27 protein-coding genes are annotated in these 22,041 nt (G+C 56.3%); 19 read left to right on the top strand and 8 right to left on the bottom strand.

The window, feature by feature from the left end; genetic code table 11:
• Positions 1-108 precede the first annotated feature (108 nt).
• From AC13E3_RS12345 to AC13E3_RS12410, 14 genes are all read left to right on the top strand, one after another.
• Complete coding sequence (locus AC13E3_RS12345; protein WP_482902080.1) at positions 109-381, top strand: DUF1330 domain-containing protein; 273 nt, start codon at positions 109-111, stop codon at positions 379-381.
• Positions 382-444: 63 nt separating this feature from the next.
• Entirely contained in the window at positions 445-924 is a 480-nt protein-coding gene (locus AC13E3_RS12350; RefSeq protein WP_008169502.1) for an acyl-CoA thioesterase, read from the top strand.
• A gap of 150 nt (positions 925-1,074) precedes the next feature.
• On the top strand, positions 1,075-1,395 hold the full coding sequence (locus AC13E3_RS12355) for a hypothetical protein (RefSeq protein WP_014576852.1): 321 nt from the start codon (positions 1,075-1,077) through the stop codon (positions 1,393-1,395).
• Position 1,396: 1 nt separating this feature from the next.
• Entirely contained in the window at positions 1,397-1,894 is a 498-nt protein-coding gene (locus AC13E3_RS12360) for a hypothetical protein (RefSeq protein WP_273073086.1), read from the top strand.
• A 29-nt stretch (positions 1,895-1,923) separates the two neighbouring features.
• Positions 1,924-2,244 carry a DUF2834 domain-containing protein gene (locus AC13E3_RS12365; protein ID WP_008169507.1) on the top strand — a complete coding sequence of 107 codons (321 nt, stop codon included), beginning with the start codon at positions 1,924-1,926 and terminating at the stop codon, positions 2,242-2,244.
• Positions 2,245-2,342: 98 nt separating this feature from the next.
• A complete protein-coding gene (locus AC13E3_RS12370) occupies positions 2,343-2,609 on the top strand; it encodes a DksA/TraR family C4-type zinc finger protein (protein ID WP_008169508.1) in 267 nt (88 codons plus the stop codon).
• Complete coding sequence (locus AC13E3_RS12375; protein WP_075267801.1) at positions 2,606-2,698, top strand: ChaB family protein; 93 nt, start codon at positions 2,606-2,608, stop codon at positions 2,696-2,698. Before AC13E3_RS12370 ends, AC13E3_RS12375 begins: the two co-directional genes overlap by 4 nt.
• Before the next feature lie 37 nt (positions 2,699-2,735).
• Positions 2,736-3,188: a GNAT family N-acetyltransferase gene (locus AC13E3_RS12380; RefSeq protein WP_273073092.1), complete on the top strand. Its 453-nt coding sequence runs from the start codon at positions 2,736-2,738 to the stop codon at positions 3,186-3,188.
• Between the two features lie 45 nt (positions 3,189-3,233).
• Positions 3,234-3,830 carry a glutathione S-transferase family protein gene (locus AC13E3_RS12385; RefSeq protein ID WP_339620786.1) on the top strand — a complete coding sequence of 199 codons (597 nt, stop codon included), beginning with the start codon at positions 3,234-3,236 and terminating at the stop codon, positions 3,828-3,830.
• Between the two features lie 100 nt (positions 3,831-3,930).
• Complete coding sequence (locus AC13E3_RS12390) at positions 3,931-4,263, top strand: YnfA family protein (RefSeq protein WP_008169514.1); 333 nt, start codon at positions 3,931-3,933, stop codon at positions 4,261-4,263.
• A gap of 219 nt (positions 4,264-4,482) precedes the next feature.
• Positions 4,483-5,394 carry a serine hydrolase domain-containing protein gene (locus AC13E3_RS12395; protein WP_273073082.1) on the top strand — a complete coding sequence of 304 codons (912 nt, stop codon included), beginning with the start codon at positions 4,483-4,485 and terminating at the stop codon, positions 5,392-5,394.
• Between the two features lie 75 nt (positions 5,395-5,469).
• Positions 5,470-5,889 carry a DUF4399 domain-containing protein gene (locus tag AC13E3_RS12400; protein WP_414673521.1) on the top strand — a complete coding sequence of 140 codons (420 nt, stop codon included), beginning with the start codon at positions 5,470-5,472 and terminating at the stop codon, positions 5,887-5,889.
• Positions 5,890-6,002: 113 nt separating this feature from the next.
• Entirely contained in the window at positions 6,003-6,749 is a 747-nt protein-coding gene (locus AC13E3_RS12405; RefSeq protein WP_273073081.1) for an SDR family oxidoreductase, read from the top strand.
• Between the two features lie 19 nt (positions 6,750-6,768).
• On the top strand, positions 6,769-7,161 hold the full coding sequence (locus AC13E3_RS12410; RefSeq protein ID WP_482902068.1) for a hypothetical protein: 393 nt from the start codon (positions 6,769-6,771) through the stop codon (positions 7,159-7,161).
• An 88-nt stretch (positions 7,162-7,249) separates the two neighbouring features.
• Here the strand turns inward: AC13E3_RS12410 and AC13E3_RS12415 are convergent, their stop codons facing one another.
• From AC13E3_RS12415 to AC13E3_RS12440, 6 genes are all read right to left on the bottom strand, one after another.
• Complete coding sequence (locus tag AC13E3_RS12415) at positions 7,250-7,972, bottom strand: amino acid ABC transporter ATP-binding protein (RefSeq protein ID WP_014576841.1); 723 nt, start codon at positions 7,970-7,972, stop codon at positions 7,250-7,252.
• Complete coding sequence (locus tag AC13E3_RS12420) at positions 7,969-8,622, bottom strand: amino acid ABC transporter permease (protein ID WP_008169529.1); 654 nt, start codon at positions 8,620-8,622, stop codon at positions 7,969-7,971. The genes AC13E3_RS12415 and AC13E3_RS12420 overlap by 4 nt, the downstream gene beginning before the upstream one ends.
• A complete protein-coding gene (locus AC13E3_RS12425; RefSeq protein ID WP_008169533.1) occupies positions 8,622-9,287 on the bottom strand; it encodes an amino acid ABC transporter permease in 666 nt (221 codons plus the stop codon). The genes AC13E3_RS12420 and AC13E3_RS12425 overlap by 1 nt, the downstream gene beginning before the upstream one ends.
• 153 nt (positions 9,288-9,440) lie before the next feature.
• A complete protein-coding gene (locus AC13E3_RS12430) occupies positions 9,441-10,259 on the bottom strand; it encodes a transporter substrate-binding domain-containing protein (protein ID WP_053114982.1) in 819 nt (272 codons plus the stop codon).
• A 309-nt stretch (positions 10,260-10,568) separates the two neighbouring features.
• On the bottom strand, positions 10,569-13,136 hold the full coding sequence (locus tag AC13E3_RS12435) for an ABC transporter permease (protein ID WP_482902069.1): 2,568 nt from the start codon (positions 13,134-13,136) through the stop codon (positions 10,569-10,571).
• A complete protein-coding gene (locus tag AC13E3_RS12440) occupies positions 13,126-13,779 on the bottom strand; it encodes an ABC transporter ATP-binding protein (protein ID WP_206076561.1) in 654 nt (217 codons plus the stop codon). Before AC13E3_RS12440 ends, AC13E3_RS12435 begins: the two co-directional genes overlap by 11 nt.
• Before the next feature lie 165 nt (positions 13,780-13,944).
• On the opposite strand from AC13E3_RS12440, the gene AC13E3_RS12445 reads away from it, so the two are divergent.
• Together AC13E3_RS12445 and AC13E3_RS12450 are read left to right on the top strand one after the other, a co-directional pair.
• Complete coding sequence (locus AC13E3_RS12445; protein ID WP_482902070.1) at positions 13,945-15,141, top strand: CaiB/BaiF CoA transferase family protein; 1,197 nt, start codon at positions 13,945-13,947, stop codon at positions 15,139-15,141.
• Positions 15,142-15,180: 39 nt separating this feature from the next.
• Positions 15,181-16,092, top strand: a complete 912-nt coding sequence (locus AC13E3_RS12450; protein WP_053114978.1) for a histone deacetylase family protein — start codon at positions 15,181-15,183, stop codon at positions 16,090-16,092.
• Between the two features lie 26 nt (positions 16,093-16,118).
• On the opposite strand, the gene AC13E3_RS12455 is transcribed toward AC13E3_RS12450, so the two are convergent.
• Together AC13E3_RS12455 and AC13E3_RS12460 are read right to left on the bottom strand one after the other, a co-directional pair.
• Positions 16,119-17,222: a histone deacetylase family protein gene (locus AC13E3_RS12455; protein WP_482902071.1), complete on the bottom strand. Its 1,104-nt coding sequence runs from the start codon at positions 17,220-17,222 to the stop codon at positions 16,119-16,121.
• 16 nt (positions 17,223-17,238) lie between these two features.
• The gene (locus AC13E3_RS12460) at positions 17,239-17,781 is read right to left on the bottom strand and encodes a GNAT family N-acetyltransferase (protein ID WP_008169548.1); all 543 of its coding nucleotides are present in this window, start codon (positions 17,779-17,781) and stop codon (positions 17,239-17,241) included.
• A 268-nt stretch (positions 17,782-18,049) separates the two neighbouring features.
• Here AC13E3_RS12460 and AC13E3_RS12465 point away from each other — a divergent pair, with 268 nt between their 5' ends.
• The 3 genes from AC13E3_RS12465 (at position 18,050) to AC13E3_RS12475 (ending at position 22,041) form a co-directional block, all read left to right on the top strand.
• A complete protein-coding gene (locus AC13E3_RS12465) occupies positions 18,050-19,174 on the top strand; it encodes a hypothetical protein (protein WP_482902072.1) in 1,125 nt (374 codons plus the stop codon).
• A gap of 13 nt (positions 19,175-19,187) precedes the next feature.
• Positions 19,188-19,853, top strand: a complete 666-nt coding sequence (locus tag AC13E3_RS12470) for a DNA-3-methyladenine glycosylase I (RefSeq protein ID WP_405419273.1) — start codon at positions 19,188-19,190, stop codon at positions 19,851-19,853.
• Positions 19,854-19,941: 88 nt separating this feature from the next.
• Positions 19,942-22,041 carry a TonB-dependent siderophore receptor gene (locus AC13E3_RS12475; protein ID WP_405419270.1) on the top strand — a complete coding sequence of 700 codons (2,100 nt, stop codon included), beginning with the start codon at positions 19,942-19,944 and terminating at the stop codon, positions 22,039-22,041.

A 22,041-nucleotide genomic window follows, 5' to 3' on the forward strand; every position in this document is an offset into this window, starting at 1 on the left:
CTCTGGTTGTGAAAGAGCATGCAGGTTAGACTTGGACATGGCGTATCATTCCTCTGTTGGTTGTGATCGTCGCGGTGATCAACCAACAGGATACGCCACCCCTTCAACCTGCTTCCATACACCAGAAATCACCATAACTCATGGGCTGAATACCGCAGCCTTGTTCCGGAAACGCTGGTTCCCTGGGGTGCAGAACTGGTGCTTCGGGGTAAACAGGCGAAGGCACTGAGCGGGCAATACCGGCACACCGATACCGTGGTTATCCGCTTTCCGGATGCGGATTCCGCCACCGATTGGCACAATTCCCCTGCCTATCAGGCATTGGTGCCGTTACGCACCCAGGCAGCGGATGTGGATCTGGTGACTTTCGAGGCCGATTAATAACTACTGCCACCACCAGCACCCTGGCGCCTATACTGGACAGCAAACCAACAGAGAAGCGCCATGGAAAACAATTCAACAAGCCTGAGCATGACCGTCCTGATGACGCCGGACAAAGCCAATTTCTCTGGCAATGTGCACGGCGGCACCCTGCTGAAGTACCTGGATGAAGTCGCCTATGCCTGCGCCAGCCGTTACGCCGGGACGTATGTCGTTACTCTGTCCGTCGACCAGGTGATGTTCCTCCAACCCATCCAAATTGGCGAGCTGGTCACCTTTCTGGCCAGCGTGAACTACACCGGCCGTACCTCCATGGAGATCGGCATCAAGGTGGTTACCGAGAACATCCGCGACAAGTTGGTTCGCCATAGCAACAGCTGCTTTTTTACCATGGTGGCGGTTGATGACAACGGTAAAGCCGTCGCCGTGCCGCAGCTGGTTCCACGTACCGATGATCAGATCCGGCGATTTGCCAACGGTAAGGAGCGCCGCGCCATTCGTGCCGAACTGGAGGAACGCTACAGGGAGCTGCATAAAAAATGAGTCCGGCGCAAATAACTGAAGCAGATCTATTTTTTCGAATTTGAACGTGACTTGGTCGCAGTAGATTTACTCGCTCTCGCAATGATCATTTGCTAACGTGCAAAGCGTCCAGGAGGACGTTATCTCTCAGTAAACAAAAGGAATTGGATCATGGATCACAGTGACCGTGAGTATGTCTCCGCTGCCATCAACTTTTTCTGGGGCGATGGCACGGCCTCACCTGAATCCGTCAATGAACGATCCGCTGAGGTCGTCTATACCGCAGTAACCGAGTCGCAATCGTGCTCAGCTTCCATGGACCTGGTTCCCAGACCGAGCGGCGGCAAGCCAGGAATCTCCTATATCGTGAAACAAGTGGCTGGCATCGGTAAAAACATCGCTTCCGGTAACAGTCAGACTTATTACATTTGCAAGCTGCAAGTCAGCCAGAATTTCCGCTCTGAAATCCACATGGCACTAAAGGGAATTTGAGATGTTCAAGATTGGATTGATCGCTGTTGCTTTAAGTTTGTCCGTTGCTGTTCATGCCGGTAACCGAATCGAGCTTTTGTACTCGGACTTGAGATTCAGCATTCCGGCAGGTTTCGCCGCTGTTGGCGATATTGGCGACAGCCAGAACATGTTGATCTTCCGATACGGCGACGAGCTAGGTAAACGATTCCTGGCATTCGCAGACATGACCCACGATGAAACGTTGGAATACGGCTGCCCAGCGGCCACTTTCTTCGAGGCTGTTTTCTTTGAGACAGCTGCAGCCGATTGTGACCAGACGTTGATCGGGGCCGTGCACGAGAATTTTGTCAGCGGCAGAGATGTCGCCACCTGGACGCAGGATTCCTATTCACTCGCCTACTCCGACCACGGGAACAAAGCCTTCCTCTTTGTGATCGGCAAAGATGCAAAGCTGCTAAAGATTGACTCCGATTTTCTTGATGGCGAATCCCTCAAGCGCATCGCTGAAGACCTTTAATTCCAGCAACAAATAAATCAAGGAAGATTATGAGACTATCCCCCCTCCCCCTCGTCGTTCTCTGCCTGTTTATGGGCTTCACCTTCTGGGTGATGGCCGGCGCCGAGCAATCGCTCCTCGCATTCGGCGCCCAGTTGATGTCGAGCCCCGATACCGCACAGGTTGTTATCGATCTCTACATTCTCGCGGTATTGGCTTGCATCTGGATGTACCAGGATGCCAAACGTCGAGGCAAAGGATTGGGTTACCTGGTTCCGTTTTTCGTTCTGACAGCAGTGTTTGTCTCCGCAGGGCCCTTGCTGTATCTGGTTCTTCGAGGTGGGCGCGAGACTGAAGCCGGTAGGCTTTAACCGTTCGCATCAGCCAAATCAGCGTCGGCCATCTTTGAGCACCCGAGCTACAATGCTAACGTTGAGTGGTTTCAGTCAGCCAGACTTCGGAGGGCCCCATGGCAGGCGGATGGTCTCGTGATGGTGCGGTTCAGGAACAGATCGACGCAAGCGTTGAGGATGAAATCCAGCGCGCACGCAGCCAGTTGGCCAAAGGCGAAAGTGCCGAGGAATGTGATGAGTGCGGAGCACCAATTCCAGAGGCCCGGCGCAAGGCCATTCCCGGTGTTCGTTTGTGCATTGACTGCCAGTCGGCCCATGAAAAGGAGCGCAGCCAGTCTGGCGGCATCAATCGCAGAGGCAGCAAGGACAGCCAGCTGCGATAGAGACGGCCCACAAAGTAGCCTGGGCGGCGGTTAAAGAGGAATATCGCAAGGAGGGCGACAGGTGGGTCAAAGGCAAATCCCAAGAATGAATCGCCATAGCACACCCTCCCGGACTAGCGTTTGAATATGGACATTTCAATCGAACCGGGGCGGGCTGATCATCTTGATGGCATTCACGCTCTGGTCCTCGAATGGGGTTACACAGCCAGCAGGCTCCGAACGAAAGCATGGCTCGAGGCAATCGCTAACTCTCCTAGCCATCAGATTTTCGTCGCCCTTTCCGGGGGTTCGGTCGTTGGATGGATAGCAGTGGAAAAGCGCCTGTTCCTCAGCGAGCTGTTTGTCGCGGAAATTACAGGCCTGGTTGTAGGCTCCCGCGCACGGAGGGCTGGTATCGGCCAGCTATTGGTCCAGTCTGCTGAAGACTGGTCCAGCTCTATGGGACTCCCGCGGGTGGTGGTACGCTCTAATGTAACGCGCCTTGAGTCTCATGGCTTTTATCCGGCGGTTGGTTATACGCAATCCAAAACAACGCATGTCTACACCAAAGACCTCAAGCAGCCCGGATCGGAGCCCTGAACGCCCCGGCCTGAAAAACGGCGCTCTCCCAGCAAAGGAAACTGCATGAAAATCTATGGCGATACCCAATCCGGGAACTGCTACAAGGTTCAGCTCGTTTGCCAACTGCTGAACATCGACCATCAGTGGATTGATGTCGACATTCTGGCTGGCGACACAAAATCCGATGATTTTTTGAAAAAGAACCCGAATGGCAAGATTCCTCTGCTGGAGCTGGATAGTGGCGAGGCGTTGTCAGAGTCCAACGCCATCATCAACTTCCTCGCGTTCGGCTCTGATCTGTACCCGAATGACCGCCTCGCCCAGGCCCGCGTTCTGCAATGGCAATTCTTCGAGCAATACAGCCATGAGCCGTTTATCGCCGTCGCGCGCTTTATCAACAAGTACCTGGGACTGCCGGCAGACAAAGCCGACGAGTATGCCGCCAAGCAAACCGGCGGGCACAAGGCCTTGCAGGTGATGGAGCAACAACTGGCAGAGACGCCATTCCTGGCGGGTGAGAAGGTCACTACTGCAGATATCTCACTCTATGCATACACCCACGTCGCGGATGAGGGTGGTTTTGAGCTGGAAGCCTACCCTGCGATTCGCGCATGGCTGGATCGGGTTGCGGCATTACCGAATTTCAGGCCTATGGTTTAGAAGTGCGCGGTAATTACTCTCCTATCCCCATGTAAATCGTAAAGACTGGTTCACAAAGCGTCATAAATACGGCTTTTTATCGGTACAAAGGAAAATCCCCGTGCCTGAACTGAAAACCATCGGTCTGTTTCTCGTTACCGCGCTGGCTGAAATCGTTGGCTGCTACCTACCCTATCTCTGGCTTCGCGAGGGAAAGAGCATCTGGCTTCTCGTACCCGGGGCCCTGAGCCTGGCGGCATTTGCCTGGTTACTTTCCCTGCATCCTACTGCCGCCGGTCGGGTTTATGCGGCCTACGGCGGTGTGTATATCTTCATGGCCATTCTCTGGCTTTGGGCTATTGATGGTATCCGGCCAACCGTTTGGGATCTGGTGGGATCCGGCGTAGCCCTGCTCGGCATGGCGATCATCATGTTTGCGCCTAGAGGCGCATAAATCTGCATCGCGTACCCGATAATCACCACAGATCTGATTAAGCCGTGACCTCCTCTCGGCGCGCTGACGTACAGTAGTCATATGATCGACGTTCCACTTACCAAAACGAAGACGCTAGCGCCTCCTTACACTATGCAACGCTTTTCATATTGGCTTTTCGCACTGCTGCTCCTGGTGACCCCGCCAAGCCACTCAGAGACGGCCGACTGGCAAACAGAGGTGTCCAGAGAGGCTGCAAACCTTGAGCGACTTCACTCCTTGATTGTTGTCCATGAGGGCCAGGAAGTTCTGGCATTGGATTTGAAAAGTGCCGGGCTCGACACGCCAACCAACATCAAATCTCTCTCCAAGACAGTACTCGCCGCGCTGGTGGGTATCGGCATCGAAAAAGGTGTGTTCGAGGGAACCAATCAACCGGTTATTGAAACGCTCGGTGACCGCGTACCCGCCTCCGCCACCAAGGGCGTGGACCGGATAACTCTGGGGCACCTGCTGTCTTTGCAGGCCGGGTTGCAGCGGACATCTGGCCGTTACTATGGCACCTGGGTGAACAGCGATAACTGGGTTCACCATGTGCTCACCCGGCCGTTCGTGGATGAGCCGGGCGGTCGCATGCTCTACTCCACCGGCAGCAGCCACCTGCTCTCGGCGGCGCTCACTGAAAGCGCCGGGCGCAGCACGCTCGACCTGGCGCGGGAATGGTTGGGCGAGCCACTGAATATAACCATTCCGGCCTGGGGCCGGGATCCCCAGGGGATCTATTTTGGTGGCAATAATATGGCTCTTTCGCCAAGGGACCTGGCCAAAATCGGCGAGCTTTATCGCAATGAAGGCCGCCTTGGTGATCGGCGCCTGTTTCCGGAAAACTGGGTGCGGGAGTCCTGGATTGAACGCGGAAGGTCCGCCTACACAGATGATCCCTATGGCTATGGCTGGTTCCAGCAGCCGCTCGCCGGCGAAATGGGGTATTACGGGCGTGGGTACGGAGGCCAGGTACTGTATGTGATGCCCGCTCGCAAACTGACCGTGGTGATGACCTCTGACCCTACCCCTCCCTCGCCGGGTTCAGCCTTTTTGCGCCGCCAGTTCCAGTTAATTGAGGAGCACATAATTCCTGCCGTGGAAAACTGAAGCGGCCGTCACGCATAAGTTTCCTCAACTATACTCACTGGTGGCGAACACCAAGGAGGAAACGAAATGAACAGGATCGCAATTACACTGTTTTCAGCTCTGTTGATCGCGCCAGTAGCAGCGATTGCAGAGAGCATGATGTCTGAGGCGCCGGCCAACGCTGGCGTGTATTTCGTGCAACCAACTGACGGCGCAACCGTCGACCAGACCTTCAAAGTCGTCTTTGGTCTGCGGAACATGGGCGTGGCACCTGCTGGCGTGGAAAAAGCAGGCACCGGGCACCACCACCTGCTGATCGATACCGACGTACCGTCCGATCTGAGCAAATCTCTCCCGGCAACGGATCAAATCAAGCACTTTGGCGGTGGACAAACCGAAACCGAGATCACGCTATCGCCGGGTAAACACACGCTGCAGCTTTTGGTGGGTGACCACATGCACGTGCCGCATAATCCGCCCGTGGTCTCTGAGAAGATCACAGTGATGGTGGAGTAACGTTCTACCCTGAACGGAATGGCCAGTGCAGAGTTGCATTTCAGTCAATCCCCTCGGCGTTCGATCATGGTACTGTGAGCTCAAATAACCCGAACGAATCCAGGGGATAGCTGATGCGAAAAAACATTCTGATTACCGGTGCCAGCACCGGTCTCGGGGAAGGCATGGCTCGCGAATGGGCGGCCAAAGGCTGTAATCTGGCGCTCTGTGCGCGCCGGGCAGACAAGCTGGAAGCTCTCCAGCGGGAATTGCAGCAGGCCCATCCGGATATCCGGGTACTCGTCCGAGGCCTTGATGTCTGCGATTACGATCAGGTGTTCGAAGTGTTCCGGGGCTTCCGGGATGAGCTCGGTAGTCTTGATCGGGTGGTGGTTAATGCAGGTATTGGCAGCTCACAGCCCATCGGCCGTGGGCATTTCGCTGCCAACCGCCACACCGCCGAGACCAACTTCATCGCTGCTATTGCCCAGAGTGAGGCAGCCATGGAGATCTTCCGCGAGCAGAACAGCGGTCACCTGGTGTTAATGTCGTCTGTCAGTGGTGTTCGCGGCTTCCGTGGTCCACTGAACGTATACGCTGCCACCAAGGCCGCCGTAGCCTCTTTGGCGGAAGGTCTGCAGCTCGATACCAAGGGTAAGCCGATCAACGTCAGCAACATTATGCCCGGCTACATTCTCACGGATATTAACCGGGACACTAAAAGCGCGCCCTTCCGTGTGGATCTGGAAACCGGTGTAAAGGCCCTGGTGAAAGCCATCGAATCGGAGAAGCGCCGGGCCTATGTGCCCTGGTGGCCATGGACGCCGATTAGTTACGTAATCAAATCCCTCCCCTTTGGGTTATTTGCCAGAGCAATGTAAGCAGCTTGGAATCTTCAGAATGATCAAATCCTTTGCCCTGGCAGCGTTGATTGCTGTTCTGCTGGGGTTCCTTGGCTTTCAATACTACATCACCTCCGTGCCGGATCTGGCAGAGCCCATTACCGTGGAGGAAACCCGATTCATCGAGCAGGACCAATCCCTCCTGTTAACGCTACGGGGTGGCGAGGGCCGCCAGTTTACCGTAGGCCTGCGCGGAGACATCGCCAACGATCCGGAACAAACCGCCTTGTTCTTTATCAGCAATCCAGATCTGGTGCCCTATGTGTACTGGCCGGGTCTTCGGAGCAACGACGAAAAACGGGTACTGGAGCTGCTGGAAGATATGGTTGAAAAACAAAAGCAGGAGGAAGCGGTCAGGAAGATTTATGAGGTGCTGAAGAACCGGAACTGAAGCCACCGGATTCTGGGCGGGCTGGAAAAATGGCTGGGAAAGCGGGTCCAAGAACTCCCCCAGCCAGCGCCACGGTTGTGGCGACTTTCTAGCGCACTTTTGAAAGGAACTTCTGGGTGAGCGGGTTTTGCGGATCGGTAATCACCTGGCGTGCTTCACCGATCTCTGCGATCACACCCTCGTGGAAGTAAGCCACCCGGTCAGAGACATCCCGTGCGAACCCCATTTCGTGGGTCACACAGATCATGGTCATCCCCTCTTCTGCCAGCAGGCGCAGGGTATCCAGAACCTCGCCGACCAGCTCCGGGTCGAGCGCGGAGGTCACCTCGTCAAGCAGCATGTAGTCAGGCTTCATGGCCAGCGCACGGGCAATCGCCAGGCGTTGCTGCTGGCCGCCGGACATTTTGGTGGGATAGACGTCAAACTTGTCACCCAGGCCGACGTGCTCCAACTCTTTCTTGGCGATTTCAATTGCCTCTTCCTTGCTCATTTTCTTGACGATTCTGGGCGCCAGTGCGGCGTTCTCCAGTACAGTCATATGAGGAAAGGAATTCCATTGCTGAAAGACCATGCCCAGTTTCTGGCGCAGCTTGTCCTTGTTGGTCTCTTTGGCATGGACATCCACATCATCAACGAGGATCTTGCCCTTGTTGATGGGCTCAATGGCATTGATGCAATACAGGAGAGTCGACTTGCCACTGCCGGAGCCCCCGATAACGCTCACGACCTCGCCTTTCTTTACATCCAGGCTGACGCCTTTCAGTACTTCAAGATCGCCGAAGGATTTATGGACATTCTGTACGCTGATCATATTGCCATTTTCCTCTCAACATACCGGCCGTAGTGGGACAGCGGGTACGAAATAATGAAGTAAAAGATACCAACACCGATCAGAATCTCGAGCGGTTGCTGGGTTCTTGAAATCAGTTGCTCCGACGTGCGCAGCAATTCCATGTAACCGATGACCGAGACCAGGGCCGAGTCCTTGATGACACTGAGTGCAACACCCAGCCACGAGGGGAACACAGCACGCAAACCAATCGGCAACCGAATGTGGTAGATGGTTTGCCATTTGGTCATACCCAGTGAGCGCGCTGCCGTCTGCATTGAGGGACTGACGCTCTCAAAGCCACTGCGAAATACCTCGCTCATGAAGGCCATGGTATACAGCGAAAGCACAATGGAGCCCGCAACAAACGGCGCCAGTGGATTCCCCATCGCACCGACAAAGGTGGAGAACAGAATAAGCTGGATGATCAGGGGAACACTTCTCAGCACGTCGAGCACGCTACCGAAAAGGACGTTGACGGCCTTGTTGCTCTCGGCACGGAGAAAGCCGACGATCAATCCCAGAATAGTGCCCACCACGATGGCGACAACGGAGATGATGATGGTATTCCAGACACCGGTCAGGATCAGACCGCTATCGCTCCAGGACAGGGGTGTGAATAAAGAATTCATCAGATTTCCCCCTTGAAGAGTCTACGCGCAAGCAGTGATGATCCGAACAACACGAGTTTGGTGATGACGAAGTACATCACGGCCGCCACAATGAAGAATTCCAGCGTTCTGAACGACAGTGACTGCAGACGCTGAGTCGTGCCAGAAAGCTCGCTCATACCCACCAGAATGCCCAGAGAGCTCATCAGGATGGACCAGACAAACTGGTTGGTCATCGGGTGGTAGATGCGTCTCAGCATCTGCGGAAGGATGATGTATCGATACGTCTGGATACTGGTCATGCCCAGCGACTTGGAAGCGCTGTACTGGGTGCTCGGAATCGACTGGAAACCACCCCGGAACGTCTCCGTCAGGTAGCCCGCGTTGATAAAGACCAGTGCGCTCAGTACCGCCACGTAGGGGCTGAGGTGGATACCAAATGCTCCAAGGCCAAAATAGGCCATGTAGATCTGGAACAGGGCCGGCGTATTCCGGGCGATCTCGACCCAGACCGTCGCAACCTGGCTGAAGAACTTCGTGTTATTCATTTTGGCGATCGCCAACAGTATTGCGATCACAACGCCCAGAAGCATCGCCAGAACGGATACGTGCAGGGTAACGAAGGCACCGTTCAGCAGCTGGGGCATGTTCTGGAACACAACGTTCCAGTGAAATTCGTAGTCCATACCTTGGCCATTTTATGAATGGTAGGAAACTCGACCAGAGCCCGGTAAGAAGGGCCTTGATCAGAATTTTAGGTCAGGACACCCGAGGATGAGCGCCCGACCCGGGAACCAATGCAATGACGGCCGCCTGTTTGGCGGCCGTCGGTTCGGCGCTTACTTGTTGTCCCGGAGGGACTTGATCAGATCGGCCGGCGCATCGGTACCGAAGTGCTTGTTGTAAGCTTCGTTCATGTTGCCGTCGCGAATCTGGCGTACCAGGAACAGGTTCAGGTAGTTGATCCAGGCAACCTCATCCCGCTTGGCGATGATGCCCACAACGTCGTCGTAGTTGGGAACGTAAGGGCCCGCTTCAAAGTCTGCGAACTCTTCGCTACGCAGTTTGGTCGCAATGTTGGTGTTGGTAGAGATGATTGCGTCGACCTTGCCCTGGTAAAGACCCAGGTAGGCATCGTTCTCGGATTTGAAGGAGGTGTAGTTGTCCTTGCCCCAGCCCTGCTGCTCGGCATACGCGAGGTATTCGGTTTCGTAGGTGGTGCCGAGTGCCGCACCGACTTTCAGATCCTTCAGGTCGTCGAAGGATTCAATGTTCTTGTCCTCGTTGGCGATAACCTGGAATTTGAAGACGAAGTACGGGTAGGTGAAGCCAACGGTCTTGGCGCGCTCCAGTGTATCGGAGGTAGAACCGATAACCACATCAGTCTTGCCGGACACCAGGGAGGGAATCCGCTCGCCCCAGGTCAGGTTGAGAACATTGACGTCTACGCCGAGCGCCTCGCCCAGGTCGTTACAGTAATCGACGTCGAAGCCTGCAGGCTCGTTGTTCTCGTCAAAATATCCCATTGGTGGGAAATCCAGAACCACGCCACAGTTCAAAGTGCCACGTTGAATCACGGTGTCCAGCTGATCGGCTGTCGCGCTTACGGAGGTTACCGCAGCACAAGCGAATACAAGCGGTGCTAGTTTGCGAATCATAGTTATTCTCTCTTTTTCTTTCGTGGGCGAAAAGTGTGTGTCCGTTATGCCTACACAATAGGAGTTATGTGCAAAAAGCATACGTAAAAATACTACCGTAGATTATTTAGTGAAAATTTTTGAAATTTGCCATTTGGTAGGCAATTTTCCTTAATTTCCTCAATATAACCGGATTTTTTGAGCCTGCAACTCGTGATAGCGGCCAAAAAACGAACAAACAGTCATTTTTCATATTCTTAGGTCTATGATTTAACTGATGTTTACACCTCCTTAATCAAAAAGACGAATTTATTACGATAGCAGGCCATTTTAACGGTCTCTGAGCAACACCGCGGGGTTTAACCGCATTGCCCTGAGCGTGGGCAGGAGTCCACCCAGCAGCGCCAGCGAACTGACACCTCCGGCAACCAGTGTCCCAATCCACCATAAATCGCCTGCCGGCAGCTTCAAGGCCAGGTCAGCTACAGGTAAAGCAATTAGCGCACCAAGCGCTGTCGCGAAAACCGTTGCCAGAAAGGTCAGCAAACCGGTTTCCAGCAGCATGGATTGGCGGATCGCTCCGTGACGGGCGCCAAGGCAGTGCAACAGGTTGGCCTCGTAAAGCTGCCGCCTGCGGCTGACACTGACCACGCTGGAAAGCACAAGCAGGCTGGCGAGAAGACTGACCGATGCCACAGCCGCCAGGCCCGCGGCTGCCTTGTTCAGCAGATCGCCTGCGGTTTCCAGCCAGTCAGCGGTGCGCAGCGTGATTACATTGGGGATGGTCTGTGCCAGCCATTGCTGGGATTCCCTGGCCGCCTCATCGCTTTGGTAGACCGCACCAACGTAAAGGCTGATCAAGTCGTCCAGTGCGCCTTGCTGCAATATACCCTCGAACCAGAATCGGGTCTGCAGCCCTTTTTGCCGGTAAATTGCACGGATTTCGACGTCGATGCTCTTATCCTGTGCAGTAAAGGTGAGCTGGTCGCCCACCCCCAATCCAAGCTTGTAAGCCTCCCGATCCTCCATGGCCATGTACGCGGGCTCCCCCTCGGGGGCCGGCGATTCCCACCAGTTGCCTTCCACCAGTTCCAGTGCTTCGGGGTTTCCCGAGAGATAACTCAGTTTGTATTCATCTCCCATGGCTTCTCGCCGAGCTTCGGCATTATCAGCGAGAACCTCCGCAATCGGCTTCTGGTTAATAGTGTCCAGACGGGAACGGACCATCGGAAGTAACTCAACGCGGCTGGACGCATCCAACGCTTCCAGGCCGTTTTGCAGCGGTTCCATCTGGTCCGGGAACACTTCATAGAGGATTAGCGCCGGCGACTGTTCCGGTATGGTGGTTTCCAGCGCCCTCAGGAGCGTGGTAACCATCAACGTGCAGGCCACTACAAGCGTCAGTGCGGTGCCCAGTGACAGCAGGGTTGCCCGGAGCGGCGAATCCGGCCGGTGCAGATTGGCCAGGGCCAACCGCCGGGCAAACCTGCGGTCGGCAAAACCGCCGTTTTCCAGAGCCTTGGCACCGCGGCGCAACCCCTTGATCAAACCTTCCAGGAGGCCCCAGAGCAGCGTAACCGCCAGCAGGAATAGAAAGCCCAGATGAGGCGATGGGAGCCAGAACAGAGTAGCGCCGATGTAGACGGCCAACAGAAGATAGCTGGCAATCCGCCAGCTGCGAGGCTCGTTGGGAGCCGCCTCGACCTGCCCCCGGAAAAGCCCGGCCGGCGCAGCAGCGAGGGCTCGAGCGAGTGCCGGCAGTGCGAACACGTAAGCAGTCAGAACAGCGAACAGCCAGCTCAGCAGCAAGGGAACCAACCACAAGGACAACCAGTCGCCGGCCCCATCGGGCCCCGCCAGAGCAAAGGCATCGCCCGCCAGGTGGATCGCCAGGGCGGAAAGCCCCAGCCCGATACTACCGCCAATAAGCCCTGCAAGGCTGCCCAATACACCAATCTGCAGGAGGTATATGCCGACAAGCGGTTTGCGACGCAGGCCAAGTGTTTGCAAGGTGGCAATTGTGCCCAGCTTTTCATCGAGGTAGGCGTGGATGCTGTTGGCAACGCCGAGGCCACCGATGAACAATGTAGTGAAAGCGATAAGGATGAGTGCTGTGGCAATCTGGTCCAGACGCTCGGAAATCCGTTCGCTGCGCTCGGCAAACGTAGTGATTTCCCATCGCGCATCCGGGAATGCCTGCTCGAATTCCTCAAGCCAGGTGTCGAGATTCAGTTCGGTTTGTACCCGGTATTCGTAATCCACGCGGCTACCCGGGCGTATCAGTCCGGTTGCCTCTACGGCCTGCTCAGAAATCATGATCGGCAGACCTCGCCAATTGGCGTTCAAGCTCCGATCCGGTTGCTTCTCGATAAGGCCGCTGATTCGAAAGGTGGCGGCGCCAATCTCAATCCGGTCACCAATCGACTGGCCCAGGCGTTCTGCCAGCAAAGGATCGATGATAGCGCCCCACTGCCCTTCATTCTGGCCTGTAAGCGCCCCCAGAGGCTCATCCGGCATTAGCTCCAGCTCGCCGTAGAGGGGATAGAGAGTATCCGGAACCAGTATCTCCGCCCGGAAGAAGCCGTCGCCGCCGCTTCCGCTGACGATGGTATCGAATTCCCGAACCAGTGAAATTTTGCCGGTAGCACGAATCCATTCGAGTGCATCATCGGGCAGCGGCTCGCTGGTATCCAGCTCCACATCGCCACCGAGCAGAGCGCGGGTATCCGCCAGCAAGCTTTGCTCGATCACCCGGTAGAGGCTGGCTGTCGCAGCCACAAGGGTAACGCCGAGAATCAGGCAGGCCAGGAAAATCTTCAACGCAGAGATACGTGACCGCAGGTCGGTGATCGCGAATCGGAGCATCCAGAGCGGGTTTGTGGAGCGTTCAGGAGGCATAGAGACGCCCACCGTCCATCCGGACCCTGTGCTGACAACGCTCGGCAACGCGCTCGTCGTGAGTCACCAGTACCAGCGTGGATTTGCTGTCCTTGTGCAAGTCGAACAGCAGAGAGAGCACTTTCTCACCGGTTTCGTGGTCCAGATTGCCTGTGGGCTCATCCCCCAACAACAGGCTTGGCTGATGAACCAGAGCCCGCGCGATCGCTACCCGTTGCTGCTCGCCGCCAGAGAGCTGCCCCGGGTAGTGCTGCAGCCGATGGCTGAGACCAACTGCCTCCAACATGGCGAGAGCTCGTTCCCGCGGCCTGGCCTCGCCGGCAATCTCAAGCGGCAGACTCACGTTTCCCAGGGCCGTGAGGCCAGGCAGCAGGTGAAAGGACTGGAAAATAATGCCAAGGTGCTCACTTCGCCAGTCGGCCAGAGCATTGGCGTCCATGTCGCCCAGGCGTTGATCGCCGACCAGAATTTCACCACTGGTCGGTCGCTGCAGGCCGGAGAGCAACAAAAGCAGGGACGTTTTCCCGCTACCAGAGGGGCCTGTGATTGCCAGTGTTTCTCCCGGGGGCACCATGAGGGAGGCATTTTTGAGTACAGCAACCTTGCCGGACTCTGTGGGGTACTCGAGAAAAATGTCGGTCATTTCAACACTGGTGGACACTGGCGCTCCTCTGGTTTGATGAATTTCCTGCTCTGTTGCGTACTGGTAAATGATCGGCATCCGCATAAAGTTTAGAGTACGAACCCTTTTTAAGAGTGGCGCACTCACGTTTTTTGGCGCCTCCAAGGAAAAACAGGAGTCCTGACCATGACCGGACCGCTCGATGGCATCCGCATTATCGATCTGACAGCCATGATTTCCGGGCCTCTCGCGACCATGATACTGGCGGATCAGGGTGCCGAGGTTATCAAGATCGAGAATCCGGCGGGTGGAGACTTTACTCGCTCCGCGGCCAATCGGCAGGGCGATATGTCGGCGCTGTACCTCAACAACAACCGCAACAAGAAATCAGTGGCACTGAACCTGAAAGAAAAGGCAGGACGCGACGCGCTGCTTCGACTGGTGGCGTCGGCCGATGTCTTTGTGCAGAACTTCCGGCCGGGCGTCATTGAGCGGATGGGACTTGGCGAGGAGAAGCTGCGCAAGGTGGCCCCGAATCTCGTGATGGTATCAATCAGTGGCTTCGGTGATACCGGCCCCTATTCCCAGCGACCGGTTTACGATCCGCTGATCCAGGGCCTCTCCGGATTGGCCACCGTGCAGGCCGGCGCCGATGAATTGCGTCCGCAACTGGTTAGGACCATCCTGCCCGACAAGCTCACCGGTGTAACCGCAGCCCAGGCGATTACCGCGGCTCTGTTCGCCCGGGAACGCACCGGGGAAAGCCAGCATGTCCGGCTGTCCATGCTGGACGCGATCATCGCGTTTCTCTGGAGCTCCGACATGGGCAGCCAGACCTTTGTTCACAGTGAGGTGCCACAGCAGGAGGCTGCGAGCCTTCAGGATCTCATCTATGAGACCACAACCGGTTTCATCACCATTGCGGTTCAGAGCGATCGAGAGTGGCAGGCCCTTATTCGTGCTGTGGACCGCCCGGAGTGGGCGGAGGATCCAAGGTTCCTGACTGCCCGGCTGCGCCAGGAGAATATAGACGCCAGGCTCGAACTGATTCAGTCGGTGATAAAAACCGATTCTGCGGAACATTGGCTGGCCAGGCTTGAGGCCGAACGGGTGCCCTGTGCCCCGGTATTAACCCGCACCCAGGTTCTTGACCATCCCCAGGTACAGGCCAACGACCTGCTTTCACACTATGACCATCCCCAGGCTGGCCGACTTCGCCAGGCCAGGGCGCCGTCGCGATTCTCGGCCGCACCGGAGCAGCACTGGCAGGGAGCTCCGCGCCTCGGCGAGCAAACCGGCGAACTGCCGGCAGAGTGCGGGTATTCCGCCGAAGAAATCCAGGCGATGTGTGATTCTGGCATCGCAGCCGTGCCTGCCAAATAACATTCTGACGTCGCAAATCCACTGCAGCCGGACGATCCAATGCCCGTACCCGTGGTTCACCATCCAGACTACAGCTTCCCATTCCCGGCAAAGCATCGGTTTCCCATGGAAAAATTCGGGCTCCTTGCCGATTACGCCCGCTCGAGAGGACTTCTCACTCAAGCCAATAGCTTTCGCCCTGCCCCATGCCGGCAGGCGTGGCTGACCCGCACCCACTGCCCGGATTACCTCGCCCGTTTCGCCGGCGATCAACTCTCGGCACGGGAGAAACGGCAGATGAATCTGCCCTGGAGCAAGGGCCTCGTCCGACGCACTTTCCTGGCTCCTTCAGGCACGGTTCTGACGGCGCAGTTGGCCCTTCAGCATGGCATTGCCTGTCACCTGGCCGGTGGTACCCATCATGCCCATTACGATTACGCCGCCGGCTTCTGCATCCTCAACGATCTGGCGATCGCCGCCAATGTGCTGTTGCAGCAGGAGGGCATTGAACGTGTGCTTATCTTCGATGTGGATGTGCACCAGGGTGACGGTACCGCTGCATTGTTGGCGAATGAGCCGAATGCCTTTACCTGCTCGATTCACTGTGAGCGCAACTACCCGTTCGAAAAAAAGATGAGCGATCTCGATGTCGCCTTACCGGATGGCCTCGAAGACGGGGCCTATCTTGAGGTTGTCAGCGAAACGCTGCACAAAGCACTTGCGTTATCCCGGCCGGATATCGTGCTCTATGACGCGGGCGTGGATGTATTCAGGAATGATCCCCTCGGCCGGCTGAACATTTCCGAACAGGGAATTTTTGAGCGGGACTTTCAGGTGCTCAGTGAATTGAAACGTCGGGACATTCCGGTAGCGACGGTGATTGGCGGCGGCTACGATGACGACCGGGTGAAACTGGCCAAGCGGCACGGGATTGTTGTGGAAGCCGCCAGCCAGGTGTTTTCAACCAGCTAACAGTGTCGCTCGTGTTCAAAGCGGGCTCAGTCCTCATCACTGAAAGCAGACCGATGGAATTCCGCTGCCTCCTCGGCCTCCGGCACGCCGATCTCATGAACTTCCGGCACCTCTCCTCCGGCCAGCACTTCGAGCACGGCGTGCAACCCCTTGGACAGCGAACTCAGGCTGTAGCCACCCTCCAGAACCAGCGCTAACCGTCCCTCACATTGTTTGTCGGCAATCGCCTGAACAATGCCTGTGATTACTTTGAAGCCATCGTAGGTGAGGTTCAGGGCCATGTCGTTTCTGTGCGGATCAAAGCCGGCAGAGACCAGCACCAAATCCGGCTGGAAGTAATCCGCCGCCGGCATCAGGATCTCCCGGAACACTTTCTCAAAGGCAACGTCGCCAGCCGTTTCCGGCAGTGGCACGTTGATGGTGTAGCCCTCCCCCAGCCCATCACCGATCTCTTCCAGGTGACCGGATCCGGGATAGAATGGCGCCGCGCAGTGGGTATCGAAAAACAGGACATCGGGGTCTGCCCAGAAAATGTCCTGGGTACCGTTGCCATGATGGGCATCCCAGTCGATGATCAAAATCTTCTCACAGCCGAGTTTGGCCTGGGCATGGGCCGCAGCAATGGCCACATTATTGAGCAGGCAGAATCCCCGTGCCCGAACCGGTTCGGCATGATGGCCGGGCGGGCGGATCAGGGCAAACGCGCTGTCACATTCTCCTTTGACAACGCTTTCAACGGCGGCAATGGCGTTGCCGGCCGCAGCCGTGGCGGCTTTGATGCTGTCGGGTGACACCGCCGTCGTATCTTTATCAAGCCACGCCCGTTTGCCGTCCAGTGAGAAGATGTGGTCAAGGTAGGAGGTGGTGTGTACCCGTGCCAGCTGATCGTAGGTTGCGGCAGCCGCACCCGATTTGAATTGAATACCCGCCACCGGGTTTTCATCCAGATACTCCTTGATGGCGCTGATCCGCCCAGGGTGCTCCGGATAGCTCCATTTGAAATCCAAGCCCTGAAGAATGGATCGCACACGCTTTTCCACCCGGCTGGGCATGAACGGAAGATCCACCTCGGGGTTATGCCCGAGCATGATCTCATCGTAAAACACATTCACACTGCGATCGCCGATCATGGCCTGTTTCCTTTTCTTATCCTTGTGATTCCGCCAGCGCCTGCTTAACCACCGAGGTGAATGCCGCCGCGCGAACCCCGGTCGGTTTGAAACCCAGCTTGGTCCAGGCAGCCTTGGCTTCCTTGTTTGAAGCAGAGTATTCGAGGATCAGCTCCGAGGCATGATGCTCCTCCGCGAAATTGACAAGATCCCGCAACAGTGCCTTCAGGATACCAAGCCCCCGGAAGTCCGGCTCTACCCAGATATCATCAATAACGCCAGACTTGAATTCTGCCGCTTCCGACTGCTCCCAGATGCCCTGGCTTCTCCAGATATAAACATAACCCATACCCACGAGAGCCGAGTTCTTACTTTCCGCCACAAGCAACAGTTTGTTGGGGTCGTCCAGCGAGGAGTGCAACGTTCGCAGAAGCCGTTTACGCTCGCTTTCCTTGAGCTCATGAGGGGGTGCGCCCGAAACATGAAGGGCCAGTTTGGCGAGGAAGCCCACCATTTCGGCAAGATCCTCTTCGCGGGCCTCTCTGATAATAAATCCACGCTTCGTGTGCTTTCCAGCCACGCGCAACTCCCGTTAGACCGCCGCGTAGAGCAAACCAGTTACAACCAGGAGTGGTCTGCATTTTCGGGTCGTATACATATGAGCCAACCTTCAAAGCTTAGTCGCTGGTTGATCCCGCTACAAAAGCAAAGTCCTTGAAACTGTTCTTGGAATAATTTCGGCTGCAGGTTAGTTTCAACAACAAACCTGATTTGAATTGCACCGGGATTTCTATGAGGCATGCGTACCGGAACCACATCGGTCAAGTGAGCGTCCAGGACGAGAGACGATGAGGAAACTTTTCCTGATTCTTGGCCTCGCGTCGATGATCGCGCTGGTAGCCACTGTCAGCTCACAGCCTATGCTTATTGAAGAGCGGCTGATCCGGATTCAGGCGGAGGATACTCTCCGGGAGTTCCCTCGCATCGAATCGGAGCCACTTGAAGTTCAGGCTGCCTTGCTCGATATGGCGGACGAGGAACTTCTTCTCCTGAAGGCCCGCGCGGCCTATTTGCGATACCCAACGATGACCCGCGAGATCTTTCCGGTTTACGGACCTGAACCGGAATTCCGGGATATTCTCCGGCTGTATGGCGAAAACATTCTTCCGCCGATCCACTATTTCCTGAGCAACCCGATTGGCTCGATCGAGCTGATGAACGATCTTGCCACTCAATACCAGGCGACCGTAGAGTTCTTTACCGGGAGCGGAAAAACAGACACCAATGCAGCCCCCCAGCAAAGCACGCCCAGAAAGGAGAAGCTGACTCGGGAAGAGCGCGGGTGGTACGCCGTGCGATTTATCCAGGAAGAAGGACACGACTTCCTGGGTCAGTTTGTTGTGAACGATCAGGGCGAAATCATCTGGGTTCGAACGGAACGGGTGCTGGAGAACATCAATCAGTTTTTCGCCAGTGGCATTCGCAATCTCGAGATTCAGCACCGCACAGGTGACGATATATCCGCCGCCGATATTGGCTGGGCTTCCGTGGATGTGCTGGTTTTTGCCAGCGCCTTGAAAGTACTTCGGGTGGGACGGGCCGTTGCTGTTTCTTCCAGAGGCGCTGCCAGGGGCACCCGGTCCGCCGCACTGGCTGCTCGCCTTAGCACCGGTGGACGCATGTTGATGACGACCGCCCGCTACGCAAAATGGCCCGCCGTGATTGGCGTCGGCTACCTGGTGGTCACACACCCCGGTATCATCAACGACTTCCTGGCAGAGGTAGCGGAAGTGCTGGGCTACCCGGTAAAGCTGGTGCAGTTTCTCGGATGGATTCTGATACTGCTGCCCGCGTTGTACATCGGCAGTTGGGTATTCCGGTTGATTGTACGCCCCGCCCTCGGGTTGCTCGGAACCCTGATTACTGGCCTGTCGCACATTGGCCGGAGAAAATCCCTTAACAGACTGGAGTGATTCAGAGACCGCTATGTCCTTTTCCCGCATCTATGAACAGGCCGTTCTCCAAAAAGGCGGAGAAAGTGAAGTTCGCGCACGGCTGCCCAGAGTGGCTAGCCCTCAAGAACTGGAAGCTCTCGGGGACGATCGATACCTTTCAGAAATCACCCGGTGCATCTTCAAGGCTGGTTTCGTCTGGCGGGTGATCGAAAACAAATGGCCGAAGTTTGAAGAGGCGTTCGAAGGTTTTGTACCGCTTTACTGGCAGCAGGTTCCTCCCGAAGTGCTTGAGCGTTTGGCAGGCGACGAACGCATCGTCAGGAACGCTCAGAAAATTCAGACCGTTCCCGAAAATGCGCGGATGATTGTCGATGCCTCCCGGGAACACGGCAGCTTTGGCAAGTTCCTCGCCGATTGGCCCAGCAGTGACCAGGCCGGCCTGCTGATGTGGCTTAAACGCAACGGAGCGAGGCTCGGTGGCAACAGCGCCCAGTACTTTTTGCGGCGAGTGGGTTGGGACGGCTTTATCCTTTCACGGGATGTTATTGCCGCGCTGCATAGGGAAGAGGTTTTGGATGCCTCACCCACCAGCAAGAAAGGGCTGATGCAGGCGCAGGAAGCGTTTAATCTCTGGCATGAGGAGAGTGGCCTGCCCTACAGCCACCTCTCGAGAATCCTCTCGTTTACTATCGACTGATCTTGTCACGCGATTTCATTACCTCTTGTTTATTTAATGATAATTGTTATCATTCGCCTCCGCATTAACAACGAAGGCGTATTTTTGTATGATAGTCATTCGCTCCCGACGCTGCAGCTCTGCAGCACTGGTTTCACTCCTCGGCGCAAGCTCTCTGGCCATGGCGCAATCGCAAACCAACGACGCGACCACACTCGAAGCTCTCGATGTGGTTTCTGATGCGATTACCGCTCCGGACTATATGCCTCTGGAAAAAACGCCGGCCGTTGGAAAACTGAACGTTCCGGTTGAAGAGCAACCCTATTCGGTCTCAATCGTCGATCGCAGCTTCATCGAAGATTTCGGAGCCAAGAACATACAGGATGCCCTGCTCTACACACCGGGGGTCTACGCAGGCAACTTTGGTTTTGACACCCGAATCGATTCTGCAAAAGTTCGTGGTGTTGATGCCGGGCGCTATCTGGATGGTCTGCGTCAGATCTACGGTTCCTACAACACCGTGCGCACCAATGTGTACGCACTCGAGAGCATCGAAGTGCTCAAAGGCCCCTCGTCCATGCTTTATGGACAGAGTGACCTGGGCGGCATCATCAATGGGGTATCCAAGCTCCCGGAAGAGGAACAGGGCGGCGAGATCTGGGCCCAGTACGGCACGTTTAATCGTAAGCAGCTGGCCGTGGATGTAACCGGCCCCGTCAACGAGAGCGGTGATTTGCTGTACCGTTTTATCGCACTGGGACGCGATAGTGACACCCAGGTGGATTATGTGGAAGACGATGGCTACGTGCTCGCCCCTTCCCTGACCTGGCGCGCAACCGATGACACAAGCGTTACCCTGCTCCTCAACCGCCAGGAGAACAAAGGCCAGGTATCCGCTCAGTTCCTGCCACAGGCCGGCACCCTGGAGCCAGGATCGCAAGGGTTTATCGGCTCTGAGCGATTCGTTGGGGAGCCAGGATGGGATCGTTATGATCGGGAGAAGACCGAAGCTACCCTGTTTGTTGATCATCAACTGAATACCAACTGGGCGCTTTCCGCCACTGCTCGCTACAGCCGCTCCAGTACCGAAAACCGCGAACACTGGATAACCATTCCAAGCGTTCCCGACGCCAATGGCGAAGTGCCGCGTACCATTTACACGGCAGATGCTGAAACCCGCATTTTCAACATGGACGCTCGCCTTGAGGGTGATGTTGAGCTGGGCATGACCCGCCATCGTCTGATTATCGGCGCCGACCGCCAGGACGCGCTCTGGAAACAGGACAATTACTTTTACGGTTATGGCCTGGGTGGCACCTTCGATGTATATGATCCACAGTACGGCAACCTGAACGACGGTGCCATCAATCCGACCGACCGGCCGGACAACGAGATTGAGCAAATCGGCCTCTACATTGCCGATCACATCGAGATCGGCAACGTCGTCGTGTCGGCCGGCCTTCGCCACGACTGGGCCGAGAACCGCCGCCTGGCCGTCTCCGGATCAGATACCGTCAGCGACGAGGAGGCCACCACTGGTCGGGCGGGCTTGATGTACCGATTCGAAAACGGGATCTCCCCATACATCAGCTACGCTGAAGCCTTCAGCATGAACCTCGGTACCGATGGCACCGCCGCGGCCAACACACTGGAACCCACCACCGGCGACCAACAGGAAGCGGGCGTGAAGTACGTGTCCCAGGACCAGTCCCTTGGCATTACTGCAGCCTACTTCGATATTACCCAGGAGAACCGGATCAGCGACGGCAGCACCCCCGGAGGTGTTGAGCAGACCGGCGCGGTGATCGACGGCTGGGAGCTGCAGGTGAACAAGCGGTGGCAGCGTTTCGAAACCCAACTGGCCTACACCGATCTGAATGCCAGGGATGACGCCTCTGGCAACCGGCTCCCCTATGTGGCCGAGCGTCAGGCTTCCTGGTGGAACCAGCTCTACATCGCCAACAACTGGCGGGTCGGTGCCGGGGTGCGCTACGTGGGTGACAACGTTGGCTCAGGAGGCGGGCCCGTCGTTCCTTCCGTTACCCTCTACGACGCCATGATTGGCTACACCTGGCAGAACTGGGACTTCACCGTAGATGCCAAAAACCTGGCCGATGACGAGTACATCACCTGGTGCCGCTCCGAAGGTGCAGACTGCGGATACGGCGAGCGGCGCACTGTGAACGCAAACGCCAAGTATCGTTTCTAA

It is taken from the genome of Marinobacter sp. L-80, from assembly GCF_056859395.1.

Bases quoted from the DNA above. Each gene is read 5' to 3' on its own strand.
- AC13E3_RS12410 (WP_482902068.1), top strand. From the start codon at position 6,769: ATGATCAAATCCTTTGCCCTGGCAGCGTTGATTGCTGTTCTGCTGGGG.
- AC13E3_RS12445 (WP_482902070.1), top strand. From the start codon at position 13,945: ATGACCGGACCGCTCGATGGCATCCGCATTATCGATCTGACAGCCATG.
- AC13E3_RS12420 (WP_008169529.1), bottom strand. From the start codon at position 8,622: ATGAATTCTTTATTCACACCCCTGTCCTGGAGCGATAGCGGTCTGATC.
- AC13E3_RS12475 (WP_405419270.1), top strand. From the start codon at position 19,942: ATGATAGTCATTCGCTCCCGACGCTGCAGCTCTGCAGCACTGGTTTCA.
- AC13E3_RS12355 (WP_014576852.1), top strand. From the start codon at position 1,075: ATGGATCACAGTGACCGTGAGTATGTCTCCGCTGCCATCAACTTTTTC.
- AC13E3_RS12435 (WP_482902069.1), bottom strand. From the start codon at position 13,136: ATGCCTCCTGAACGCTCCACAAACCCGCTCTGGATGCTCCGATTCGCG.
- AC13E3_RS12470 (WP_405419273.1), top strand. From the start codon at position 19,188: ATGTCCTTTTCCCGCATCTATGAACAGGCCGTTCTCCAAAAAGGCGGA.
- AC13E3_RS12365 (WP_008169507.1), top strand. From the start codon at position 1,924: ATGAGACTATCCCCCCTCCCCCTCGTCGTTCTCTGCCTGTTTATGGGC.
- AC13E3_RS12465 (WP_482902072.1), top strand. From the start codon at position 18,050: ATGAGGAAACTTTTCCTGATTCTTGGCCTCGCGTCGATGATCGCGCTG.
- AC13E3_RS12370 (WP_008169508.1), top strand. From the start codon at position 2,343: ATGGCAGGCGGATGGTCTCGTGATGGTGCGGTTCAGGAACAGATCGAC.
- AC13E3_RS12440 (WP_206076561.1), bottom strand. From the start codon at position 13,779: ATGACCGACATTTTTCTCGAGTACCCCACAGAGTCCGGCAAGGTTGCT.
- AC13E3_RS12450 (WP_053114978.1), top strand. From the start codon at position 15,181: ATGCCCGTACCCGTGGTTCACCATCCAGACTACAGCTTCCCATTCCCG.
- AC13E3_RS12415 (WP_014576841.1), bottom strand. From the start codon at position 7,972: ATGATCAGCGTACAGAATGTCCATAAATCCTTCGGCGATCTTGAAGTA.
- AC13E3_RS12350 (WP_008169502.1), top strand. From the start codon at position 445: ATGGAAAACAATTCAACAAGCCTGAGCATGACCGTCCTGATGACGCCG.
- AC13E3_RS12380 (WP_273073092.1), top strand. From the start codon at position 2,736: ATGGACATTTCAATCGAACCGGGGCGGGCTGATCATCTTGATGGCATT.
- AC13E3_RS12385 (WP_339620786.1), top strand. From the start codon at position 3,234: ATGAAAATCTATGGCGATACCCAATCCGGGAACTGCTACAAGGTTCAG.
- AC13E3_RS12430 (WP_053114982.1), bottom strand. From the start codon at position 10,259: ATGATTCGCAAACTAGCACCGCTTGTATTCGCTTGTGCTGCGGTAACC.
- AC13E3_RS12455 (WP_482902071.1), bottom strand. From the start codon at position 17,222: ATGATCGGCGATCGCAGTGTGAATGTGTTTTACGATGAGATCATGCTC.
- AC13E3_RS12360 (WP_273073086.1), top strand. From the start codon at position 1,397: ATGTTCAAGATTGGATTGATCGCTGTTGCTTTAAGTTTGTCCGTTGCT.
- AC13E3_RS12425 (WP_008169533.1), bottom strand. From the start codon at position 9,287: ATGGACTACGAATTTCACTGGAACGTTGTGTTCCAGAACATGCCCCAG.
- AC13E3_RS12405 (WP_273073081.1), top strand. From the start codon at position 6,003: ATGCGAAAAAACATTCTGATTACCGGTGCCAGCACCGGTCTCGGGGAA.